This is a genomic window from Bacillus mycoides (genome assembly GCF_000832605.1).
GTDB lineage: Bacteria > Bacillota > Bacilli > Bacillales > Bacillaceae_G > Bacillus_A > Bacillus_A mycoides.
Window position 1 is genome coordinate 2,445,145 of sequence record NZ_CP009692.1, and the last position, 19,988, is coordinate 2,465,132.

Annotated in this window: 22 protein-coding genes and 2 pseudogenes; 17 read left to right on the forward strand and 7 right to left on the reverse strand. The window is 34.4% G+C overall.

Annotated features, from left to right (window positions below):
* Positions 1-364: 364 nt before the first annotated feature.
* On the forward strand, positions 365-1,756 hold the full coding sequence (locus tag BG05_RS14505) for an amino acid permease (RefSeq protein WP_002167898.1): 1,392 nt from the start codon (positions 365-367) through the stop codon (positions 1,754-1,756).
* 48 nt (positions 1,757-1,804) lie between these two features.
* Here the strand turns inward: BG05_RS14505 and BG05_RS14510 are convergent, their stop codons facing one another.
* Complete coding sequence (locus BG05_RS14510; protein WP_002128387.1) at positions 1,805-2,824, reverse strand: zinc-binding alcohol dehydrogenase family protein; 1,020 nt, start codon at positions 2,822-2,824, stop codon at positions 1,805-1,807.
* A gap of 307 nt (positions 2,825-3,131) precedes the next feature.
* On the opposite strand from BG05_RS14510, the gene BG05_RS14515 reads away from it, so the two are divergent.
* The 4 genes from BG05_RS14515 to aiiA all read left to right on the forward strand — a co-directional run bounded on the left by BG05_RS14515 (position 3,132) and on the right by aiiA (position 6,048).
* Positions 3,132-3,461: a PadR family transcriptional regulator gene (locus BG05_RS14515; protein ID WP_002165328.1), complete on the forward strand. Its 330-nt coding sequence runs from the start codon at positions 3,132-3,134 to the stop codon at positions 3,459-3,461.
* On the forward strand, positions 3,448-4,011 hold the full coding sequence (locus BG05_RS14520) for an HAAS signaling domain-containing protein (RefSeq protein WP_002185270.1): 564 nt from the start codon (positions 3,448-3,450) through the stop codon (positions 4,009-4,011). The genes BG05_RS14515 and BG05_RS14520 overlap by 14 nt, the downstream gene beginning before the upstream one ends.
* Positions 4,001-4,873, forward strand: a complete 873-nt coding sequence (locus BG05_RS14525; RefSeq protein WP_033734182.1) for a DUF4097 family beta strand repeat-containing protein — start codon at positions 4,001-4,003, stop codon at positions 4,871-4,873. The genes BG05_RS14520 and BG05_RS14525 overlap by 11 nt, the downstream gene beginning before the upstream one ends.
* 422 nt (positions 4,874-5,295) lie before the next feature.
* Positions 5,296-6,048 carry a quorum-quenching N-acyl homoserine lactonase AiiA gene (aiiA, locus tag BG05_RS14530; protein WP_002185272.1) on the forward strand — a complete coding sequence of 251 codons (753 nt, stop codon included), beginning with the start codon at positions 5,296-5,298 and terminating at the stop codon, positions 6,046-6,048.
* Between the two features lie 42 nt (positions 6,049-6,090).
* Here the strand turns inward: aiiA and BG05_RS14535 are convergent, their stop codons facing one another.
* The 3 genes from BG05_RS14535 to BG05_RS14545 all read right to left on the reverse strand — a co-directional run bounded on the left by BG05_RS14535 (position 6,091) and on the right by BG05_RS14545 (position 7,575).
* Entirely contained in the window at positions 6,091-6,570 is a 480-nt protein-coding gene (locus BG05_RS14535) for a hypothetical protein (protein ID WP_002128384.1), read from the reverse strand.
* A 104-nt stretch (positions 6,571-6,674) separates the two neighbouring features.
* Positions 6,675-7,139, reverse strand: a complete 465-nt coding sequence (locus tag BG05_RS14540) for a DMT family transporter (RefSeq protein ID WP_002014128.1) — start codon at positions 7,137-7,139, stop codon at positions 6,675-6,677.
* Positions 7,140-7,152: 13 nt separating this feature from the next.
* Positions 7,153-7,575 (reverse strand): DMT family transporter, encoded by a 423-nt coding sequence (locus BG05_RS14545; protein ID WP_002185273.1) that lies wholly within the window; start codon positions 7,573-7,575, stop codon positions 7,153-7,155.
* Between the two features lie 134 nt (positions 7,576-7,709).
* Between BG05_RS14545 and yeiL the strand changes: the two genes are divergently transcribed.
* From yeiL to BG05_RS14565, 5 genes and pseudogenes are all read left to right on the forward strand, one after another.
* Positions 7,710-8,402 carry a transcriptional regulator YeiL gene (gene yeiL / locus BG05_RS14550; RefSeq protein ID WP_002185277.1) on the forward strand — a complete coding sequence of 231 codons (693 nt, stop codon included), beginning with the start codon at positions 7,710-7,712 and terminating at the stop codon, positions 8,400-8,402.
* A gap of 13 nt (positions 8,403-8,415) precedes the next feature.
* Positions 8,416-8,769, forward strand: a complete 354-nt coding sequence (locus tag BG05_RS14555; protein ID WP_002014124.1) for a glyoxalase superfamily protein — start codon at positions 8,416-8,418, stop codon at positions 8,767-8,769.
* 42 nt (positions 8,770-8,811) lie between these two features.
* Positions 8,812-8,989: pseudogene (locus BG05_RS31980) on the forward strand (metallophosphoesterase family protein); the annotation flags it as partial.
* A gap of 131 nt (positions 8,990-9,120) precedes the next feature.
* Positions 9,121-10,155 carry a flavin-containing monooxygenase gene (locus BG05_RS14560; protein WP_002185283.1) on the forward strand — a complete coding sequence of 345 codons (1,035 nt, stop codon included), beginning with the start codon at positions 9,121-9,123 and terminating at the stop codon, positions 10,153-10,155.
* 296 nt (positions 10,156-10,451) lie between these two features.
* Positions 10,452-10,700 (forward strand): hypothetical protein, encoded by a 249-nt coding sequence (locus BG05_RS14565; RefSeq protein WP_002087603.1) that lies wholly within the window; start codon positions 10,452-10,454, stop codon positions 10,698-10,700.
* Positions 10,701-10,748: 48 nt separating this feature from the next.
* Here BG05_RS14565 and BG05_RS14570 read toward each other — a convergent pair whose 3' ends face one another.
* Positions 10,749-11,786: a serine hydrolase domain-containing protein gene (locus tag BG05_RS14570; protein ID WP_002185284.1), complete on the reverse strand. Its 1,038-nt coding sequence runs from the start codon at positions 11,784-11,786 to the stop codon at positions 10,749-10,751.
* A 110-nt stretch (positions 11,787-11,896) separates the two neighbouring features.
* A complete protein-coding gene (locus BG05_RS14575) occupies positions 11,897-12,091 on the reverse strand; it encodes a hypothetical protein (RefSeq protein WP_002087600.1) in 195 nt (64 codons plus the stop codon).
* 280 nt (positions 12,092-12,371) lie between these two features.
* Here BG05_RS14575 and BG05_RS14580 point away from each other — a divergent pair, with 280 nt between their 5' ends.
* Positions 12,372-12,653 carry a hypothetical protein gene (locus BG05_RS14580; RefSeq protein ID WP_002128376.1) on the forward strand — a complete coding sequence of 94 codons (282 nt, stop codon included), beginning with the start codon at positions 12,372-12,374 and terminating at the stop codon, positions 12,651-12,653.
* A 29-nt stretch (positions 12,654-12,682) separates the two neighbouring features.
* Here the strand turns inward: BG05_RS14580 and BG05_RS29575 are convergent, their stop codons facing one another.
* Complete coding sequence (locus BG05_RS29575) at positions 12,683-12,955, reverse strand: DUF3784 domain-containing protein (protein WP_041867995.1); 273 nt, start codon at positions 12,953-12,955, stop codon at positions 12,683-12,685.
* A gap of 187 nt (positions 12,956-13,142) precedes the next feature.
* Here BG05_RS29575 and bla point away from each other — a divergent pair.
* The 6 genes and pseudogenes from bla (at position 13,143) to BG05_RS14615 (ending at position 18,889) form a co-directional block, all read left to right on the forward strand.
* Positions 13,143-13,869: pseudogene (gene bla / locus BG05_RS14590) on the forward strand (subclass B1 metallo-beta-lactamase).
* A gap of 733 nt (positions 13,870-14,602) precedes the next feature.
* Positions 14,603-15,889 carry a hydroxylamine reductase gene (hcp, locus tag BG05_RS14595; RefSeq protein WP_033734180.1) on the forward strand — a complete coding sequence of 429 codons (1,287 nt, stop codon included), beginning with the start codon at positions 14,603-14,605 and terminating at the stop codon, positions 15,887-15,889.
* Between the two features lie 582 nt (positions 15,890-16,471).
* Complete coding sequence (locus BG05_RS14600; RefSeq protein WP_002128372.1) at positions 16,472-16,792, forward strand: PadR family transcriptional regulator; 321 nt, start codon at positions 16,472-16,474, stop codon at positions 16,790-16,792.
* Between the two features lie 75 nt (positions 16,793-16,867).
* On the forward strand, positions 16,868-17,209 hold the full coding sequence (locus BG05_RS14605) for a DUF1048 domain-containing protein (RefSeq protein WP_002014108.1): 342 nt from the start codon (positions 16,868-16,870) through the stop codon (positions 17,207-17,209).
* Between the two features lie 168 nt (positions 17,210-17,377).
* On the forward strand, positions 17,378-18,139 hold the full coding sequence (locus BG05_RS14610) for an ABC transporter ATP-binding protein (protein ID WP_002167904.1): 762 nt from the start codon (positions 17,378-17,380) through the stop codon (positions 18,137-18,139).
* On the forward strand, positions 18,140-18,889 hold the full coding sequence (locus tag BG05_RS14615; RefSeq protein WP_002014105.1) for an ABC transporter permease: 750 nt from the start codon (positions 18,140-18,142) through the stop codon (positions 18,887-18,889).
* Positions 18,890-19,988: the final 1,099 nt, after the last annotated feature.

Consider the following 19,988-nt stretch of genomic DNA (forward strand, 5'->3'; position numbering starts at 1 on the left):
AGGAAGATAGGATCTCCTCGGTTATTTATATTGTAATAATATTTATACCGGAATCATATTGAATAGATGTATTTTATTGTTAATTTAGTTAAAAATTAATCAAACTAATATATAATAATTTACTGAAAAAATAATTGAACTTTTCAGATAAATGAATTAATATGAAGTGAGCAATTTTAAATTTTATAGAAAATAGGAAGATGAGGGGTTTGGGAAATTTTATAAGAGGCAAAATGAGATTTTAGGATAGCTTTAAAGTTAGTCTAAAATGACGTTTGTTTCATCATTTTCAGGGCCGAAAGGAATTAGGGTACACCATCTTACTTTAAATGCGGCTATGAATCATCTAAGAGGGGGAAATGAAGTGGCAAACAAAGAATTGAAACGAGGTTTAGAAGCACGTCATATTCAAATGATTGCTTTAGGCGGAACAATTGGTGTTGGTTTGTTTATGGGATCAGCCAGCACGATTAAATGGACAGGTCCGTCAGTAATGCTTGCATATGCAATCGCAGGTGTTTTCATCTTCTTCATTATGCGTGCCATGGGAGAAATGTTGTATATGGAGCCAAGCACAGGTTCATTTGCGACATTTGGTCACAAATATATTCATCCGTTAGCTGGTTATATGACAGCGTGGAGTAACTGGTTCCAGTGGGTTATTGTTGGGATGTCAGAGATTATCGCAGTTGGAGCGTATATGAAATATTGGTTCCCGGATTTACCGGCTTGGATACCTGGTATTATCGCGATGGTTATTCTTGGTGCGGCTAACTTAATTTCTGTTAAGTCATTTGGTGAATTTGAATTTTGGTTTGCGATGATTAAAATCGTTACGATTTTATTAATGATTATTGCCGGATTCGGCCTCATTTTCTTCGGAATTGGGAATGGAGGAGAAGCAATCGGCATATCTAATCTTTGGGCAAACGGCGGTTTCTTCACAGGTGGTTTTTCAGGATTTTTCTTTGCATTATCACTTGTAGTTGGAGCGTATCAAGGTGTGGAATTAATCGGGATTACTGCTGGTGAAGCGAAAGATCCGAAGAAGACACTTACTAGAGCAATTCAAAGTACAATTTGGCGTATTTTAATTTTCTATATTGGTGCTATTTTCGTTATTGTAACTGTTTATCCTTGGGATCAATTAAGTTCAATTGGTAGTCCGTTCGTAGCAACTTTTGCGAAAGTTGGTATTACGGCAGCTGCGGGACTTATTAACTTCGTTGTTATTACAGCCGCAATGTCTGGTTGTAACAGTGGTATTTATAGTGCTGGACGTATGCTTTATACACTAGGAGTAAATGGACAAGCACCGAAATACTTTACGAAGATCTCTAATAACGGTGTACCTTTATTCGGTACAGTTGGTGTAATTATCGGTTTAGCGGTTGGTGTTGTTTTAAGTTATATTGCACCAAAAAACTTATTCGTATATGTATATAGTGCGAGTGTACTTCCTGGTATGGTGCCATGGTTTGTCATTTTAATTAGTCAAATTAATTTTAGAAAAGAAAAAGGAGCAGAGATGAAAGATCATCCATTCAAAATGCCATTTGCTCCTGTTACAAACTATTTGACAATTGCCTTTTTAATTATGGTATTAATCGGAATGTGGTTTAACGATGATACGCGTATTTCATTAGTTGTAGGTATTGTTTTCTTAGCTATCGTCACAATTAGTTTCTATGCTTTCGGAATAGGGAAACGACCTCCGTTAGATGTTCAAAATGATCAAGAGATTTCAAGTAAATAAAGATAGTAAAAAGTCCGATTTCCCGTTTAGAAATCGGACTTTTTATTATTAAAATTTCTCTAAAACGATCTTTCCAATTGTACGCCCACTTTCAAGTTGTGCATGTGCTTTCTTTACGTTTTCAGCGTTAATTGGTGTGAATGTTTCATTTAATGTAGTCTTTAAAATGCCTTCATCTAATAGTTCGCTTACTTTATTTAATAGTTCGTGCTGCGTACTCATATCACCAGTTTCATACATCGCTTTTGTAAACATAAACTCCCAAACGAATGTAGCACTTTTACTTTTTAAAATTCCCATCTCAAGAGGGTGTTCATTTTCTACGATAGAGCAAATTTTACCTTGTGGTTTAATGATGTCACCCATCGCGTGCCAATGCTGATCAGTATTGTTTAAGCAGAAGATATAATCTACATCTTTTAGCCCAAATTCTAATATTTGATCTTTTAAAGGTTGGTGATGATTAACTATATAATCGGCACCGAATTTTTCCACCCAGTGTATAGTTTCGTTGCGGGATGCGGTTGCGATTACGTTTAGTCCAGCCCATTTAGCTAACTGAATAGCAATCGAGCCAACACCACCAGCTCCGCCGATAATTAAAATGTTTTTAAATGAATTTTCATCTTTCTTATTATAATCAATCCCTAAACGTTCAAACAAACCTTCCCATGCGGTAATGGCTGTTAAAGGAAGTGCTGCAGATTCAGCATCACTTAACGTTTTTGGTTTTTTACCAACAATTCTTTCATCAACTAAATGGTATTCACTGTATGTACCTTGCCTTGTAATGCTTCCAGCGTAAAACACTTCATCGCCTTCTTTAAATAACGTACAACCATCGCCAGTTTGCACGACAACACCGCTAGCATCCCAGCCAAGTATTTTTGCTATATCTTCTTTTTTATCTTTCGGAGATCGAACTTTTGTATCAACTGGATTAACGGAAATAGCGTTAATCTTTACAAGTATATCTCTTCCTGTGGCAACAGGTCTTTCAACTTCAATATCAATTAAACTGTTTTCTTCTTCAATAGGTAAGTATTCATGTAAACCAATTGCTTTCATTTTTATTCCCTCCATTAAAGTAAGAGTCTTTTTCTCTTTTATTATAGTAGGTAAAGTGTCATTATGTAAAAAAGTTGAGTCCTTTCCATTTTGTTAAAGGCTGGTTTCAGCCTCATTTAGAACTTTGTAAATGGAGAGGAGCCATCGTTTTGATTTTATAAGCGTCGGATGAAATATATACTTATTTTTCCAGTGTACCTTGCAATGAACAATACCAAGTGTTATATTATACTTGTAGTTACTTATTATAAAACAGTACTAACCAATAAATAGTAGTAGATGCCAATTAGAATAGGGTGAATGAATATTGAATGTACAATTTAAAAAAGGAGTTTTAGAACTTTGTGTTCTTGTTTTACTTGATAAGCAAGACCGTTATGGGTATGAATTAGTTCGAAGTATTTCCAATCAAATTGAAATATCAGAAGGGTCTGTTTATCCTCTACTTCGTAGATTAACTAAAGAAGAATATTTTACAACGTATTTACAGGAGTCTTCAGAAGGGCCTTCAAGGAAGTATTATAAACTGACGGATAAAGGTAGAACGTATTTGTACCAACTTTTGGAGGAATGGAATGAGTTCTCACAAGGTGTCAATCAATTAATAAAAGAAGGTGTACGTAATGACGAAAGATAAATTTTTACAACAATTAAACGTATCTCTAAAAAGATTATCTGAAAAAGAACGTGCAGATATTTTAAAAGATTATGAAGAACATTTTACTTTCGGATTAGAGGAAGGAAAAACTGAAGAAGAAATTACAGCTTCATTAGGTTCGCCAGCTCAAATCGCCAAAGAGTTATTAGCAGGTTATCATATTGAGAAAGTAACAGCGAGTGCAACAACAGGGAATGTTTTTCGGGCAATTTGGGCAGTAATTGGATTAGGATTTTTCAATTTAGTAATCGTGCTTGGACCTGCAATTGCAGTAACCGCATTGATTTTTTCAGGGTGGACTCTAGGAATCTCATTTTTGTGTTCACCACTGCTTGTTATTGTTGATACCATTGTGCATCCAAATACATTCTTACTTTTTAACCTTTTCGTTTCTTTAGCACTTTGTGGACTTGGATATTTCATTGTAATCGCTATGTTATCTTTAACGAAGTTAGCAAAGAATGGATTTGTTCGTTATTTAAAGTTCAATATAGCACTAGTAAAAGGTGGTTTTAAGCATGATAAATAAAAAGAAACTTTCAATTATTGCAGGTATTATTTTCATTATTGGGATTGTGGGAAGTCTATTCACTTATCGTTCAATTGCCACAGTACCAATTTCAGAAGAAAAGGTCATTAACAATAATAATGTGTCAAGCGTCATTATCGATACGAATAACGTGCGTGTTAACATCAATCCTACAACAGAAAGTAACATGAAAGTAACATTAGATGGGGAAGTTAATCCTAACATAAAAAGAACATTAGCTACGGATGAAAAAGATTCAACGCTTCTCATTTCTTACAAAGAAAAACAACAGATTTGGTTCAACTTCAACATTTCTGAAGTATTGGTCCCATTAACATTAAATGTCTATCTGCCTGAAAAACAATATGGTTCATTAAAAATTTCCAATAACAATGGTTACGTTTCTGCAAAACAACAAAATACAACGCATTTTGATATCAATACAAGCAATGGGCGTGTTGAATTAAGAGAGATCAATTCGCAAAAAATTAATGCGGAAACAAATAATGGAAGTATGGACTTTAAAGATATAACGGCACAAAATATTCATGTGAAATCGAATAATGGACGAATAATGCTAGATCATGTTGAAGGTGAACTAGAAGGGCAATCTAAAAACGGAAGTCTTTCTCTTAAAACAAATGAACTTGATCGAAATCTCAATTTTACGACTCACAATGGCAAGATTAATATTGAAACTGAAAAAGAACCAACTAATGTTCAATTTAATGTCTCTGTCGACAATGGAAAAGCGAATATCCTGAATAAATATAATGGAAATGCAGTTATTGGGAAGGGAGAAAATCAAATTAAATTAAACACACATAACGGAAGTATTTCAGTGAAAAAGCATGGAAACTAAAGTAGCATATTAATCTTGGGAATTTTCGCTCATCACATATAAAGAGCATGCAAATCAATAATAAATAAGCAAAATAGCCGACTCCTTTTTTTAAACATGTAGGTAGTCGGTTATTTTATGTCCAAAATTCGTTTTAACGTCTTGGTTTCGACGACTTAATTCATTCTCTGAAAATATAAAATATATTCTGTTTTCAGAGAATGGAAGTGTTATTATAAGAAAAAGTGATACTTTTATCTTATATACTTAAAGGAGGATTGGATTTCTGCATAGGCTTTCCAGTATCACTGGATTTGGAATGAAAAGTTGTGAACAATTGAAAAGATAATAGTTGAAATAATGAAAGGTGAGAAGGAGTTTATTTCTCATAAGCGAAATATAGTATTGTTTTATCTTAAATTATTTGTAAAGGTGGATACATAATGACAGTAAAGAAGCTTTATTTCGTCCCAGCAGGTCGTTGTATGTTGGATCATTCGTCTGTTAACAGTACATTAACACCAGGGGAATTATTAGACTTACCGGTTTGGTGTTATCTTTTGGAGACTGAAGAAGGACCTATTTTAGTAGATACAGGCATGCCAGAGTGTGCCGTTAATAACGAAGATCTTTTTAACGGTACATTTGTTGAAGGACAGATTTTACCGAAAATGACGGAAGAAGATAGAATCGTGAATATTTTAAAACGCGTTGGTTATGAGCCGGAAGACCTTCTTTATATTATTAGTTCTCACTTACATTTTGATCATGCAGGAGGAAATGGTGCTTTTACAAATACACCGATTATTGTGCAGCGTGCTGAATACGAGGCGGCACAACATAGTGAAGAATATATGAAAGAATGTATCTTGCCAAATTTAAACTACAAGATCATTGAAGGGGATTATGAAGTCGTACCAGGAGTTCAATTATTGTATACACCAGGACATACTCCGGGGCATCAGTCGCTATTAATTGAGACAGAAAAATCCGGTCCTGTGTTATTAACGATTGATGCATCTTATACGAAAGAAAATTTTGAAGATGAAGTGCCGTTCGCTGGATTTGATTCGGAATTAGCTTTATCTTCAATTAAACGTTTAAAAGAAGTTGTTAGGAAAGAGAACCCAATTGTTTTCTTTGGACATGATATAGAGCAGGAAAAGAGTTGTAAAGTGTTCCCTGAATATATATAAATAGAAAAAGTCATGGGCCTAGTAGCTCATGACTTTTTTCTATTAAATAACCTTTTTAAATAAGTTATATACTTTTTTTGAATTACCTTCATTTAATTGATAATAAGTAAGGTCTACGTCATCAGGAGTGTTTTGATGGGCAATCATAACTTCACTACTATTGTTATCTACTATCCAAATTAAATATTGTTTATAAGTTCCATCTTGGAAAGTAATCCACATGTTACAATCTACTAAATCAGAACCTTCTTCATCTAGCGTTAAATCGCCTTTTTTTGCTGTATCCATACTGTTAATGAATGTTTTTAATTCATCTGTTTTTGTAAGGAAGATAGATTTTTTTGTCTTAAGCGACTCTACATGTATATCTTTTATTTCCTGCTTTCCTAAAAAAACAGGAGGTGCATTTGGGTCTCTTTGAGTTGAAATAATAGTAGCTTTCTTCTTTGGTTTACTTGCTGTATAGAGATCTTGAATAGATTTTCCAGAGTTTAAAAACCATACGGTTCCAAAAACAATCAATGCGCTACCTATCAATAAAATGATTTTCTTAATAGGGTATTCTCCTCTCTATGGCTTCATGTGAAGAGCTTTTCTATTAATATATGATAGGTAAGCGTAAAGTATTATAGTTGAACGTGGTTATGCTTCACGGTTTTTATAGGGCGATCAACGAGTAAATTGTAAGTGAGCCCTATTAATACGAGAATTCCACCAATAATTTTTCCGGTTGATAGTTCGTGTGACAGGAAGAAATCGATGATAGTCCCCGTAAACAATTGTCCGATGAAGATGAGTAACGTTAAATAAAATGCTGATATTTTAGGAGTAATATAGTTTGATAATGAGATGACGATAACGCCTACTAATCCGCCTAAGTATACAGCGATAGGTATGGATTGTAACGTATGACTAGAAATATACAACGAATCTGAACTGAAAATTAAAAATAACATGGAGAAAAATAATCCAGTAATATAATTGAAAAATGTGCCTTCCCAATTTCCAATTTCCTTTGCTAAATTCGCGTTAATAATTCTAGCAACAACGATAGAAACACCAGCTAAAATAGCGATACAAATATATAACATTTTCTTACCTCCATTAATAAATTGTCATGACTATAATTCCAGAAGAGATGAATAATAATCCAATTAATTTTTTCTTATCAAACTTCGAAACTTTCATTCCTAATAAACCAAAATGATCAATAACTATGGAAGCGATGGATTGACCAAGTAAGCTTAATGCAATCGTAATAGAGGCACCAAGAGCAGAGAAACTTATATTATTAAAAAGAACAGTGAATACTCCAATTGCCCCAGCGCTATATAAAAAAAGTGGAATACCTTTATCAAAATGGAGTTTATTTTTGTTAAGGATTAAAACGAAAATAACTGCTATTAAACCGACAAGATGAATGACAACACTCGCTGTATAATTACCGATTATTTCAGATAAAATCCCATTCAATGGGAGCATAATGGCAATAAGCACACCAATAAAGACAGAAAGAAAGTTATACAATGTAATATCCCCTTTTTATATTTCATATTTGTAATGACTGTATCATGCTGAAATTGTGTATTACTATGACATATGTCATAGTGAAAGAAGAAAATTTTGTTTACAATTGGGATGAGTTGTAAAGGCGGGGAACTATGAAGAAAGTATGTAATTCTAATAAATTAGCAGAGTATATGAAACAAAATAATATTGATTCATTTTTTAGTAGTGATATGAAACCATATATGGAACTTATCTTTTTTAAAAAGAATGAGTTCATTTGCAGAGAAAACGAAGAGATAGATTATTTATATTTCTTTGTTGAAGGAAAAGCGAAAGCGTTTAACACATTAAGTAACGGGAAATCTGTATTATTATGTTTTTATGATGGTTTGCAGTTGCTAGGAGATGTAGAGTTAATTCACTCTCAAAGAATCAATTCAAACGTACAAGTTATGGCAGACTCATATTGTGTTGGCCTACCTTTAGGGAAAGTGAGAAACCAATTATTTCATGATGCGAAATTTTTAAGATGTATTTGCGGTTCTTTAGCCCATAAATTAAATCGACTTTCAAAAAATAGTACAATTAATTTACTGTATCCACTTGAAAATCGACTTGCGAGTTACATGTTAGCAGCAGGGGAACGGGCGGTTCAGCACGGAAATAGAATTGTGTTTAGTGGGAATTTAACGGAAATAGCTGAATTGTTAGGGACGAGTTATCGGCATTTATTACGTACATTAAATGTTTTTTGTGATAAAGAAATTATAAAGAAAAATAATGGTTGCTTTGAAGTGATGAATGTAGATGTTTTGCGGGAATTGGCGGCGGATGTTTATAAATAGGAGGGTATTATAAATGATTACACCTATATTTAGAATTTTTGATATTGAAAAGGCTCAGTTATTTTACTTGAATTTTTTAGGGTTTAAACTGGATTGGGAACATCGGTATGAGGAAAATATGCCATTATATATGCAAATTTCGTTAAATGATACTGTAATACATCTATCTGAACATCATGGGGATGCTTCACCAGGCGGTGCAATTCGTGTGAAAATAGAGGATTTAAAAAGTTATTATGCTATTTTATCAAGTAAAGATTATGCGTATTCAAAACCTGATATAGAGAGAACACCTTGGGATACAATTGAATTAACTGTGATTGATCCGTTCTCAAATAGAATTACATTTTATGAGGAAAGGGTTTAGAAATTGAGGTGTTATAAATAATTTATCAAAGTAGGGGTTACAATGAAGAGAAAAATAGCGATGATTTCAGATATTAATGGGAATAGTCACGCTTTAAAGGCGGTATTAAAAGATATTCGAAATGATAATAAATTTAGGTGATAGTGTGTATGGGCCGTTAGATCCTTTGGGGACAATTGAAATATTAATGAGTAACGAGATGATACATATTAAGGGGAGTTTACTTTATAGTGAACTGCTCTTTTTTATTTTGGATAGATATTGAATTATAAAAAAATAAAATGTTATGATTATGGAAACGTATGAACATATGAACATGTATTCATGTGTTTGTGAGAAGGAGGAATTGGAATGAAAGATATAATTATCGTTGGAGCTGGTCAAGCTGGATTAACAATGGGATACTACTTGAAGCAGGAAGGATATAGTTTCTTATTACTTGAGGCGGGAAACCGAATTGGCGATTCTTGGAGAGACCGCTATGATTCTTTGCAGCTCTTCACACCAAGGGAATATAGTAGTTTACCAGGTATGATATTAAAAGGAGAAGGGAGTGGATTTCCATGTAAAGATGAAATTGCAATTTATTTAGAAGAATATGCAAGGTATTTTCAATTGCCGGTACAATTACAGACTCAAGTTTTAAAAATAAGAAAAGAGAAAGAAATATTTGAATTACACACTCCTACAGAAATTTTACAATCGAAAAAAGTTATTATCGCATCAGGTGGTTTTCAGCAACCATTCATCCCCTCATTTTCACAACATCTTTCATCACATATTTTTCAAATACATTCATCACAATATAAATCACCATTACAAATTCCAAAGGGAAAAGTACTTGTAGTAGGTGGTGGGAATTCAGGCATGCAAATAGCAGTAGAACTTGCAAAAACTCATGAAGTTACAATGGCTATAAGTCATCCGTTAACCTTTTTACCGTTATATCTTTTTAGAAAAAGCATTTTTAATTGGTTAGAAAAAATGGGTTTATTGTATGCCGAAATACATACAAAGAGAGGAAGGTGGTTTCAGAAGCGAAAGGATCCCATTTTTGGTTTTGAAGGTAAGGAACTTATTCGTAGTGAAGCAATAAAACTACAGGGAAAAGTGGTAAGTGCATCAGGAAATAATATTATGTTTCAGAATGGTGGCACGTATAGTGCACAAAGTATTATATGGTCAACTGGTTTTGTTCAAGATTATAAATGGATTGAAATAGAAAAGGCAGTGAATATGAATGGATTGCCTAATCATACAAAGGGAATGAGTCCAGTAAGAGGATTGTATTATATTGGACTGCCGTGGCAATCTCAAAGGGGTTCTGCGCTTATTTGTGGTGTAGGAAAGGATGCGGTGTATTTGCTTTCTGAAATCAAAAAATAGATCAGTAGCAACAGCTACTGATCATCCATATGTACATGAATTAGGAGAGGTCAAACATTTCAAACGTTTATTAGCTTTAGTATAATAGATTTTCATGAAATAAAAAACTGAAAATTGTAATTTTTTGTTGAGAAAGTTTTTTGTATCGAAATATATAAAAAAAAGGGGATTTCTATTGAAAGAAAATATGATATTTATATTTTAGTAAATTATGATATAGTCTATATAAGATTCTTTTCCTTAAATTAGGTTTTTTGTATAGTAATTACATTCGCAGTTGGAAAGGGGAAAAAATTGTGAAGTTTGATGATCAACGTCTACTAGGAATACGATTAGGTTCTGTACTCATAACAGAAGAAAATCAATATTTAGTAATTAAGAAGAAAGATCATTATGCACTATTAAACATACATAATTTAGAATGCACACATGTCGAAGTGCAGCTAGAGCATATTGAAGAACTGCTGCATGAAGATTTCCAAGAAAGTATAACTGAAATTATCGCACCAGAACATATTAAAATTGTGGTGAAAAATGTTATATAAAGAAAGAAGCTGGGAGAATCAGCTTCTTTCTTTGTTTTACTTCGTTAATTATAAGGATAACATTTTTAAAATCTCACCAATAATCCCATCCTTTTGATGAACACCTAAATCCGAGTTCGTTATAATAACAGCGCCATTACCTCGGTATGGATTACATACCATCATACATTGAAATCCAACACCCCAGCCAAGTGAATGAATTTGTAAGTCTTCATTAGAATACTCTAGAAAAACACCTAACCCAGTCCATTTGGTGCATCCTTGAGGAGAAATCATATCTTGTACTGTTTTTTGAGAAAGTTCCAGTTTGCTATTTCCCTGTAAGGACTGAATGATTTCAATAATTAAAGTTGATAAGTCAGTTGGTGTTGTCCAAATGCCTGAAGCAGCTGCGAATGGATAAAATGGATACTTCTCATTTGTAACGGTGCCATCTTTATTATGTCCACAAGCAAATGTATCTAATTTATTTATATCTTCAGTAGGGAATACCGTACTATTCTTCAGTTGAAGTGGTTGAAAGATATATTCTTCAAGTAAAAGGTTGAATCGTTTTCCAGTTATATTTTCAAGTAGTAGTTCGATAATACAAAAATTTGCGTCAGAGTAGTGGAATTGGCTTTCTGGTGCATAAGTTACTTCTATAGGTACTGGGCAATATAATGTTTTACCAGCAAGGAGCTTAGGGATTTTAGGTATTCCTTGCACTAGCTTATAATGTTCAAAACTATTGGGAGGATCAATGATTCCAGATTGGTGACTTAATAAGTTTCGCAGCGTGACTTTTTTCTGTGAAGTAAATAGATTGGTAGGGATGTTCCAAGATGTGAGTTTATCATTTACGTCTTCATCTAAATATACGATTCCTTGATCTGATAACGTTAGTACAAGCATTGAAGTGATGAATTTGCTAATAGAACAAGAATTGAATATGGAATCCGTAGTGACAGTTCTAGTTGTTCCAGATTCAAGTGTTCCGAAAGCAGTAGCTTCATCAAGTTTACCGTCACGTATAACGGCAAAGCTTAACCCTGCAACAGAATATTGGTTCATTTTCTCATATATATTGTTACTTTTTAAGTTCATAGTGACTCCTTTCTTTTAAAAACAGAATATTAACTTTATTATACAGTAGTAAATAGAGAGAAAAGGAAAACACTTCATCTTTTATCGATGAAGTGTTTTCTTAGTTTAAGTTAATTCGAAGTAAATGCTTTAAAAAATTTATCTCTGTACATGTACATAAGCCATGAGGCTGTTATAAAGGAAATAAAGATTTGTTTGTTTTTAATTGGTGCATTGAAAACAAGCCAACCAACTATATCAAATAACAAATGTAGTGCAATTGAAAGAACTACAAATTGTAGTAACGTCTTAAAAAATCTCTTCATAAAGTGTCCCCTAAAATAAAAGGTTTTATCCCGCATTAACGGGCAGTAAAACTCCCACCTCAAAATTCGACTGGGGCAAAGAAGTTAGGTGGGAGTCGGGCTGCCCGTAAACACCCGATTGGTGAAGACTAATAATCAGTGGGGGACGAACAAAACCCCCACTGATTAAAGTTTCACTTTATCAACAATGTTGTATATTACTATTATACATTAAATGTGTCCTGTGGTAAAATTTACATAAATTACTTAAATAAAACAATGCTAGTGAGGAGGAACAGTCTTGGAATTTTGGATTGTCATACCGATAGCGGCCTTTGGATTTATGTATCTCGCTGAAAAATTAAATAAAATCGAAAAGAAAACAGATACGCGTTTAAAGAGGATGGAAGATAGATTACAATTAATTTCGAAAGAAATGGGAATTGTAGATAGAGAACCTGAAATTAATAAAGAATTACGCCAGCTTGTGGAAGAAGGAAAAACAGTTACAGCAATTAAGAGAGTAAGAGAGGCTTTTGGATTTTCATTGTTAGAAGCGAAGCAATATGTTGATAAGTTATAAAAAAGATCATCCAATTGGATGGTCTTTTTTTACTGAACCATACGTGTATTTACATAAGCAGCGATTATAACGTGGCCAATAATAATGATGGGAAATATAATTTTAACATTAGGAGTAATGAAGACACTGCCAATTGTGGCAATAACACCAGCAATTAAATTATAAAGACCAACTATTTTTGATAACTTCACTTTGTCAGGTACACGGCGTTCATTGAATCCTGATAAGAGCCAAGTGTATTGTTTTACTCCGATGAAATAAGCTAGTGCAAATGAAATGATGGCTAGTATGAATGTTATTATTTAACAAAATACAATGGTGATTTTAAGTTTAATAGAAAAAAGGAAGGTTAAGTTTTAAATCGTACAGAATTTTGTGCGCTTTTTATTAATGGTATGAAAAATATGTAAAAAAAGATGGAACAAACATTTGAGACGAATTGTCTAATATAGGAAATAACTATTTAGTTTGAAAGAAGGGGTGGAGAAAATGAAAAAGAATATATTATTAAAAGTAGGGGTATGTGTTAGTTTACTAGGAACAATTCAATTTGTTAGCACAATTTCTTCTGTGAAAGCGGAACAAAAGCTAGAGCAAAAAGTAATAAAGAATGAGACAGGAACTATTTCAATTTCTCAGTTAAACAAAAATGTATGGGTTCATACTGAGTTAGGTTATTTTAATGGAGTAGCAGTTCCTTCGAACGGTCTAGTTCTTAACACTTCTAAAGGGTTAGTGCTTGTCGATTCTTCTTGGGATGATAAGTTAACGAAGGAACTAATAGAGATGGTAGAAAAGAAATTTCAGAAGCGCGTAACGGATGTCATTATTACACATGCGCATGCTGATCGAATTGGCGGGATAAAAACGTTGAAAGAAAGAGGCATTAAAGCGCATAGTACAGCATTAACTGCGGAACTAGCAAAGAAAAATGGATATGAAGAGCCACTTGGAGACTTACAAACCAGGGAAAGGGCATACAGAAGATAATATTGTCGTATGGTTACCGCAATACAACATTTTAGCTGGAGGCTGTTTAGTGAAATCTGCGGAAGCTAAAGATTTAGGGAATGTTGCTGATGCATATGTAAATGAATGGTCGATATCGATTGAGAATGTATTGAACCGATATGGAAATACGAATTCAGTAGTACCTGGTCATGGTGATATAGGTGATAAAGGATTGCTTTTACATACACTGAATTTGTTGAAATAAGAAACAAGAAATAAAGTAATAATGAAGCGAATTGTAGATTTAAGAAATTTTTGGAATACAAAAGAGAGGAGAAAACTATTTCCTCCTCTTTTTCTTTTAACTATATTGAAATGCCGAAGCTATTGATTACGCCTAAATATGTTACTGAGATTTTAATTCTAAATATACAAATACCAGTACCGTCATAATTGCTATAACAACGTAAGTAACATCAAGCATTATAAGTGTCTTTAAAGTTTCAGTCATCCTAATTCACCCCTGTTATAAAAATATAACATGACCTCTTATCAATTAAATAAGAGATCATAAAGATAACAATGTACATGAAATTTCTTAAGTAGTTTCTATATAAATATATCATATAAATAATGTAAAAAATGTTAAGATGGTGTAAATGTATTGTAAATAAAGAGGTTTCCTATAAAATCTTTAATCAAAAAATTGATAGTTCTTCAAAATGAAAAAACGCTATTCTTTCTGTTGAATGATAGAATAGCGTTTTTGTATGCTTATTAGTTGCTAATAGTTCTCTAAATCAATTATCTAGCTATTTGAAAGCATCAACAAAGTTGTCCATTTTTCTGTATGTTTTTTTGATGTCAATAAAAATATTATGTCAACAATATGAACTGTCACAAATTTATATATATTATTGTGATTGATATCACATCCCTTTTTCTCAATGGGTATTATGCTTAATTTGTAACGAATGATTGGGAGAGGGTGGGATGATATGTTTTGTTATCAATGTGAACAAACGCCAACAGGCGGATGTAAAGTGATGGGTGTTTGTGGTAAGAATGAAACAATTGCAAGTTTACAAGATACGATTGTGTTCGGATTAAAAGGAATAGCGGCTTATCGTACGCATGCTGCGCAGCTAGGGTATACAGATGCATTTGTAGATGCTACAACTCAAGAAGCGCTATATATGACATTAACAAATTCTAACTTTAATGAACAAGAACATATTGATATGGCTATGAAAGTAGGGAAATCGGCTTTACGAGTAATGGAGTTATTAGATGAGGCACATACGAATCACTTTGGTGTTCCGGAGCCTGTTCAAATTACGCAGAACCATGTAGAAGGTAAGGCAATTGTAGTTACTGGTCATAATTTATTTGCATTAGAAGAGTTATTAAAGCAAACAGAAGGAAAAGAAATTAACATTTATACGCATTCTGAAATGCTACCAGCACACGGATATCCACAACTGAAAAAATATAAACATTTAAAAGGAAACATTGGTAAGGCATGGTATGATCAACGACGCCTTTTCGAAAAATTTATAGGTGCCATATTAGCTACAACGAACTGTGTTATGCCAATTAAAGGATCATACTCTGATCGATTCTTTTCATATGATATTGCAGGTTTAGAGGGTGTACAAAAAATTGAAAATGATGATTTTGCACCATTGATTCAAAAAGCGCTTGAACTTCCAGAAGTACATATGGAGTCGGATGAGCAGTTAGTAACAGGGTTTCATCATAATACAGTATTATCATTAGCTCCGGAAATTATTAATGCAGTAAAAGAAGGAAAGATTAAGCGTTTCTTTGTCATCGCAGGTTGTGATGCTCCGGGAAAAGGCGGAGAATATTATCGTGAATTAGCAACGTCGCTTCCGCCAGAAACGGTTATTTTAACAACTTCTTGCGGGAAATTCCGTTTTAATGATGTGAGTTATGGTGTTGTACCTGGTACGGAGATTCCGCGTTACATTGATTTAGGACAATGCAATAATTCAATTTCTACAGTGAAAATAGCGGCCGCTTTAGCAGATGCTTTCCAATGTGAAGTGAATGAATTGCCAGTAAGTATTGTCTTATCATGGTTTGAACAAAAAGCGGTTGCTATTTTACTTGGGCTATTTAGTCTTGGAATTCAAGATATTCGCATTGGTCCAAAGGCGCCTGAATTTGTTTCACCTGGCGTGCTTGATGTATTACAAGAGACATTCGGTTTAAAACTAATTACAACCGCAGCAGAAGACATGAATATGATGTTATCGTAACAAAAAGGATGTCCTATATGTAGAGTTGACTTTATAAAGAGTTTGTATGTATTCGCAAGCTCATGTATTAGATGCACAGGTGCATTAGTAGAAGAACAAAAGAATGATCCGTCTTTTTAATAAGGAGAGCTATCCACATTCATTAACTTCGGAATATTATAACGCCCAAAATAAAAATGCGGAATTTTTGTTTTGGGTATTTCCTTTTCTTAGCTGGATAGGTATGTGGTGAGATTTCTTAAGAAGAAAATAGGCAGTATCCAATAGATAATAGCGGATTTAAGAAAAAATTTAAAAATCGAGTTGACATTCCATCTACATAGTCATACAATGTAGTGGTAATGAGTAATACTGAATAGCGTAGTTTTTAAAAATATATTCAGTATCCAATAGGCAAAAGCGGATTTAAGAAAAAATTTAAAAATCGAGTTGACATTCCATCTACTTAGTCATACAATGTAGTTGTAATAAGTAATACTGAATAGTGAGGCTTCTCAAAAGCTATTCAGTAAAAATTAGCCTTAGTACTCTGTGATACTGAATATAAGTCAGACAGAATAGGGGGTAAAGGAGGATCAGAATATGGAAAATTTAACTGAAATGCTGAAAGGTTCGCTGGAAGGATGTGTTCTGGAAATCATTAGCCGCCGTGAAACTTATGGCTATGAGATTACCCGCCACCTGAATGAGCTTGGGTTTACTGAAGTCGTGGAAGGAACGGTCTATACCATCCTTGTGCGATTAGAGAAGAAAAAACTTGTGAATATTGAAAAGAAACCGTCAGACATGGGGCCGCCTCGCAAGTTTTATTCACTAAATGAGGATGGCCGTCAGGAGCTTGAATTATTTTGGAGAAAATGGGATTTTGTATCATCAAAAATTAACGTCTTGAAGTCAAACTAGCCTCATAAGATTAAATATTCGGCCGATATTTTGGGAGTTTCTTGTTCTGCTTTATAAAAAAGGAGGAAAAATAATATGTTGGAAATGTTCAAAAAATTAATTGGTGATAAAAAAGAGTACAAAATGATGATGGCACGGGTTGGAGCTCTGCCAGAGGACTATCAGTTTGTGTTTAAGAAAATTCAAAACTACATGTGGAATTTCTCAGCTGGTAACGGGATGGATATGCTACACATACAGTATGAACTAATCGATTTGTTTGAAGCCGGTGCGGCGGAAGGCAGACAAGTGCTAGAAATCACTGGGGAGGACGTGGCATCCTTTGCTGACGAACTAGTGGCAAACGCTAAAACTTATGTTTCCAAGTATCGTGAAGATTTGAATGAAAGTATCATGAAGCAATTGAGAAAAAAATAAATGCAACAGGTAATACCGACTGATTAGCTGGTTACAAATGTGAATTGACGCCATTGCTATTCAGTTATATTTTTAAATCAGTACTAAGTAATACAGATTATCAGTAATACTAAATAGAGGGTGTAGGCAGTCTATCTTTACAAAACATTTTTTAAGGAGGAAAAAAGCATGACCAATACAGCGATTTCTGTAAAAGGATTAAAAAAATCCTTTAAAGATAAGGAAGTGTTAAAAGGGGTAGATTTTGAAGTGCAGCGTGGCTCCATTTTCGCACTGCTGGGCTCAAATGGAGCGGGCAAGACGACGATAGTCAATATCCTCTCGACGCTGATGAAGCAAGATGGCGGCGAAGTAGGTATTTGTGGTTTTGACGTTCAGCGTCAACCGGATCATGTTCGTCAAAGTATCAGTCTGACAGGGCAGTTTGCAGCTTTAGACGGAATGCTCACGGGGAGAGAAAACTTGATAATGATTGCCAATTTGCGTGGAGTTTCTAGTCCTGCTCAAGTCGCTGATAATTTGCTTGCAAGATTTAGCCTGACTGATGCAGCCAACCAGAGGGCAGACCAGTATTCAGGTGGGATGAAGCGCCGGCTTGACATCGCGATGAGTTTGATCGGAACGCCAGCAGTCATTTTTCTCGATGAACCGACGACAGGGCTTGACCCTGAAGCGCGTATTGAAGTGTGGGATACAGTCAAGGAACTTGCCGGCGGCGGCACGACTATCTTGCTCACGACCCAGTACCTCGAGGAAGCCGAACAACTGGCGGACCGTATCGCTATCTTGCATGGCGGGAAAATTATCACGACTGGTACTCTTACAGAACTTAAAGAGATGTTCCCGCCAACAAAAGTGGAGTATATCGAGAAGCAGCCGACATTGGAAGAAATTTTCCTTGCGATCATTGGCAAAAAGGAGGAGATGTAAATGAAGAGCAAAACAGGGGTATTATTAGGGCGTTTAATGCGCAACATTATGCGCAGTCCGGATACAATTATTACGGTAGCGATTACGCCGATTATGATGATGCTGTTGTTTGTCTACGTATTTGGCGGCGCCATAAAGACAGGAACGGATAACTACGTCAATTATTTATTGCCGGGAATCTTGCTGATGGCTATCGCATCCGGTGTCGCTTACACTTCCGTACGGTTGTTTACGGATGTAAAGAGCGGGCTGATGGCACGTTTCATTACTATGCCTATCAAGCGTTCGTCGGTATTATGGGCTCACGTATTAACATCACTTGTTGCTAATGTGCTTACTATCGTGGTGGTTATCCTTGTTGCGCTCTTAATGGGCTTCCGTTCCAGTGCTAATATTCTGGATTGGCTCGCGGTAGCTGGAATACTCGGGATGTTTACGCTGGCGCTGACATGGTTGGCTATCATTCCTGGGTTGACAGCGAAGTCTATGGAAGGGGCGACAGCCTACTCGTACCCACTAATTTTTCTTCCCTTTATTAGTTCGGCCTTTGTTCCTACCGAAACTATGCCAAAAATTGTTCGTGCGTTCGCTGAAAACCAGCCTGTGACTTCAATCGTGAATGCGATTCGTGCCCTCTTATATGAAGGGACTGTTGGCAACGATATTTGGATTGCACTTGCTTGGTGTGTGGGCATTATGGTTATCGCTTACTTCTTCGCCGGCAAAGCATTTAAACGTCAGTTAGGGTAACACCACCAGTTCGGTGCACAATGGCAACTAAATCTTCTGGAATAATATATATATGGGAAAATGGATTTAAATCACATTAATCTTAGTTATTGCTATAATTGTTAGTATTCTTACTGGTTATGCAGTTGGTACGTAAGTAGGCTCAGACGTTGAGAAAAAGCAGACTGAGAGAGTTAAAAGGGGAGAGATAATATTTTGACCTCAATTCTAATTGCCATATAATAAATGCAATTTTTATACATGAAAAGCCCACCTATTTCCGTAGGTGGGCTATATCTTTACTACACAATTCGAAAGGATACTCTCTTTTTCTGAATATATAATTATCCATATTTAGAAAAAACTACACTTAATAAATATTACATATAGTAAATGGAAACTTATGGTGTAATTCTTTTAACAGGCTTAACATGATAACCATTATATAAGGTGCGTAGGCTCCTTTGAAAAAGTTCTTCTTTTCTGAAAAATGAATATTGATTCGTTATATGTAATAAAAATTCATGATAATAATTTTATGTTTTCTAAATTTATTCCTTTACATCAATGTGTATTATTTATTACAACAGCTTTCATGTCAAAGATAAGATGTGAAAGCAAAGGGAAATATAAGTATCTTTATAACGAGTTCCTAATATAATCAATGTGTTAACGAAAGGAACTCTGTATTATGTTTGCTTTTCTATTAACTAATACAGCTTCAAAAAATAGACACAATTGTTACATACCAATTGTAATTTATTATCTATTCATAATTCTGTTTATTCTGTCTTTCTAAAAATAAAAAAATATTAGACTCGCAAATATAAACGTTATAATGAGGGCGTCGAGAGGTAACCGATTACCTACGAAGAAAATATCAAACATTTTAAAATTGGACAGACTGAAACGATTAATTACAGAAAGGTGTGTGACCAGAAGGGGAATTTCTTCAAAATAGTTTAGTAGCAGCGGACATCGTATTAGCTGGTGTAAACAATATCATCAATGGAAGTATAGGGTTGGAGGATAAATGCCTCGCACATTAAGAGAGACAGCTTTAGGTGGAATCGTTTACAATATGGCGCATCTAGTAAGCGGTTCATTTTTTAAGAATGGT

Excerpts from the sequence above, each read along its gene's own strand:
- BG05_RS14510 (WP_002128387.1), bottom strand. The coding sequence starts at position 2,824 with ATGAAAGCAATTGGTTTACATGAATACTTACCTATTGAAGAAGAAAAC.
- BG05_RS14520 (WP_002185270.1), top strand. The coding sequence starts at position 3,448 with ATGACGAAAGATAAATTTTTACAACAATTAAACGTATCTCTAAAAAGA.
- BG05_RS14525 (WP_033734182.1), top strand. The coding sequence starts at position 4,001 with ATGATAAATAAAAAGAAACTTTCAATTATTGCAGGTATTATTTTCATT.
- aiiA (WP_002185272.1), top strand. The coding sequence starts at position 5,296 with ATGACAGTAAAGAAGCTTTATTTCGTCCCAGCAGGTCGTTGTATGTTG.
- BG05_RS14540 (WP_002014128.1), bottom strand. The coding sequence starts at position 7,139 with ATGTTATATATTTGTATCGCTATTTTAGCTGGTGTTTCTATCGTTGTT.
- yeiL (WP_002185277.1), top strand. The coding sequence starts at position 7,710 with ATGAAGAAAGTATGTAATTCTAATAAATTAGCAGAGTATATGAAACAA.
- BG05_RS14555 (WP_002014124.1), top strand. The coding sequence starts at position 8,416 with ATGATTACACCTATATTTAGAATTTTTGATATTGAAAAGGCTCAGTTA.
- BG05_RS14560 (WP_002185283.1), top strand. The coding sequence starts at position 9,121 with ATGAAAGATATAATTATCGTTGGAGCTGGTCAAGCTGGATTAACAATG.
- BG05_RS14570 (WP_002185284.1), bottom strand. The coding sequence starts at position 11,786 with ATGAACTTAAAAAGTAACAATATATATGAGAAAATGAACCAATATTCT.
- BG05_RS14575 (WP_002087600.1), bottom strand. The coding sequence starts at position 12,091 with ATGAAGAGATTTTTTAAGACGTTACTACAATTTGTAGTTCTTTCAATT.
- hcp (WP_033734180.1), top strand. The coding sequence starts at position 14,603 with ATGTTTTGTTATCAATGTGAACAAACGCCAACAGGCGGATGTAAAGTG.
- BG05_RS14600 (WP_002128372.1), top strand. The coding sequence starts at position 16,472 with ATGGAAAATTTAACTGAAATGCTGAAAGGTTCGCTGGAAGGATGTGTT.
- BG05_RS14605 (WP_002014108.1), top strand. The coding sequence starts at position 16,868 with ATGTTGGAAATGTTCAAAAAATTAATTGGTGATAAAAAAGAGTACAAA.
- BG05_RS14610 (WP_002167904.1), top strand. The coding sequence starts at position 17,378 with ATGACCAATACAGCGATTTCTGTAAAAGGATTAAAAAAATCCTTTAAA.
- BG05_RS14615 (WP_002014105.1), top strand. The coding sequence starts at position 18,140 with ATGAAGAGCAAAACAGGGGTATTATTAGGGCGTTTAATGCGCAACATT.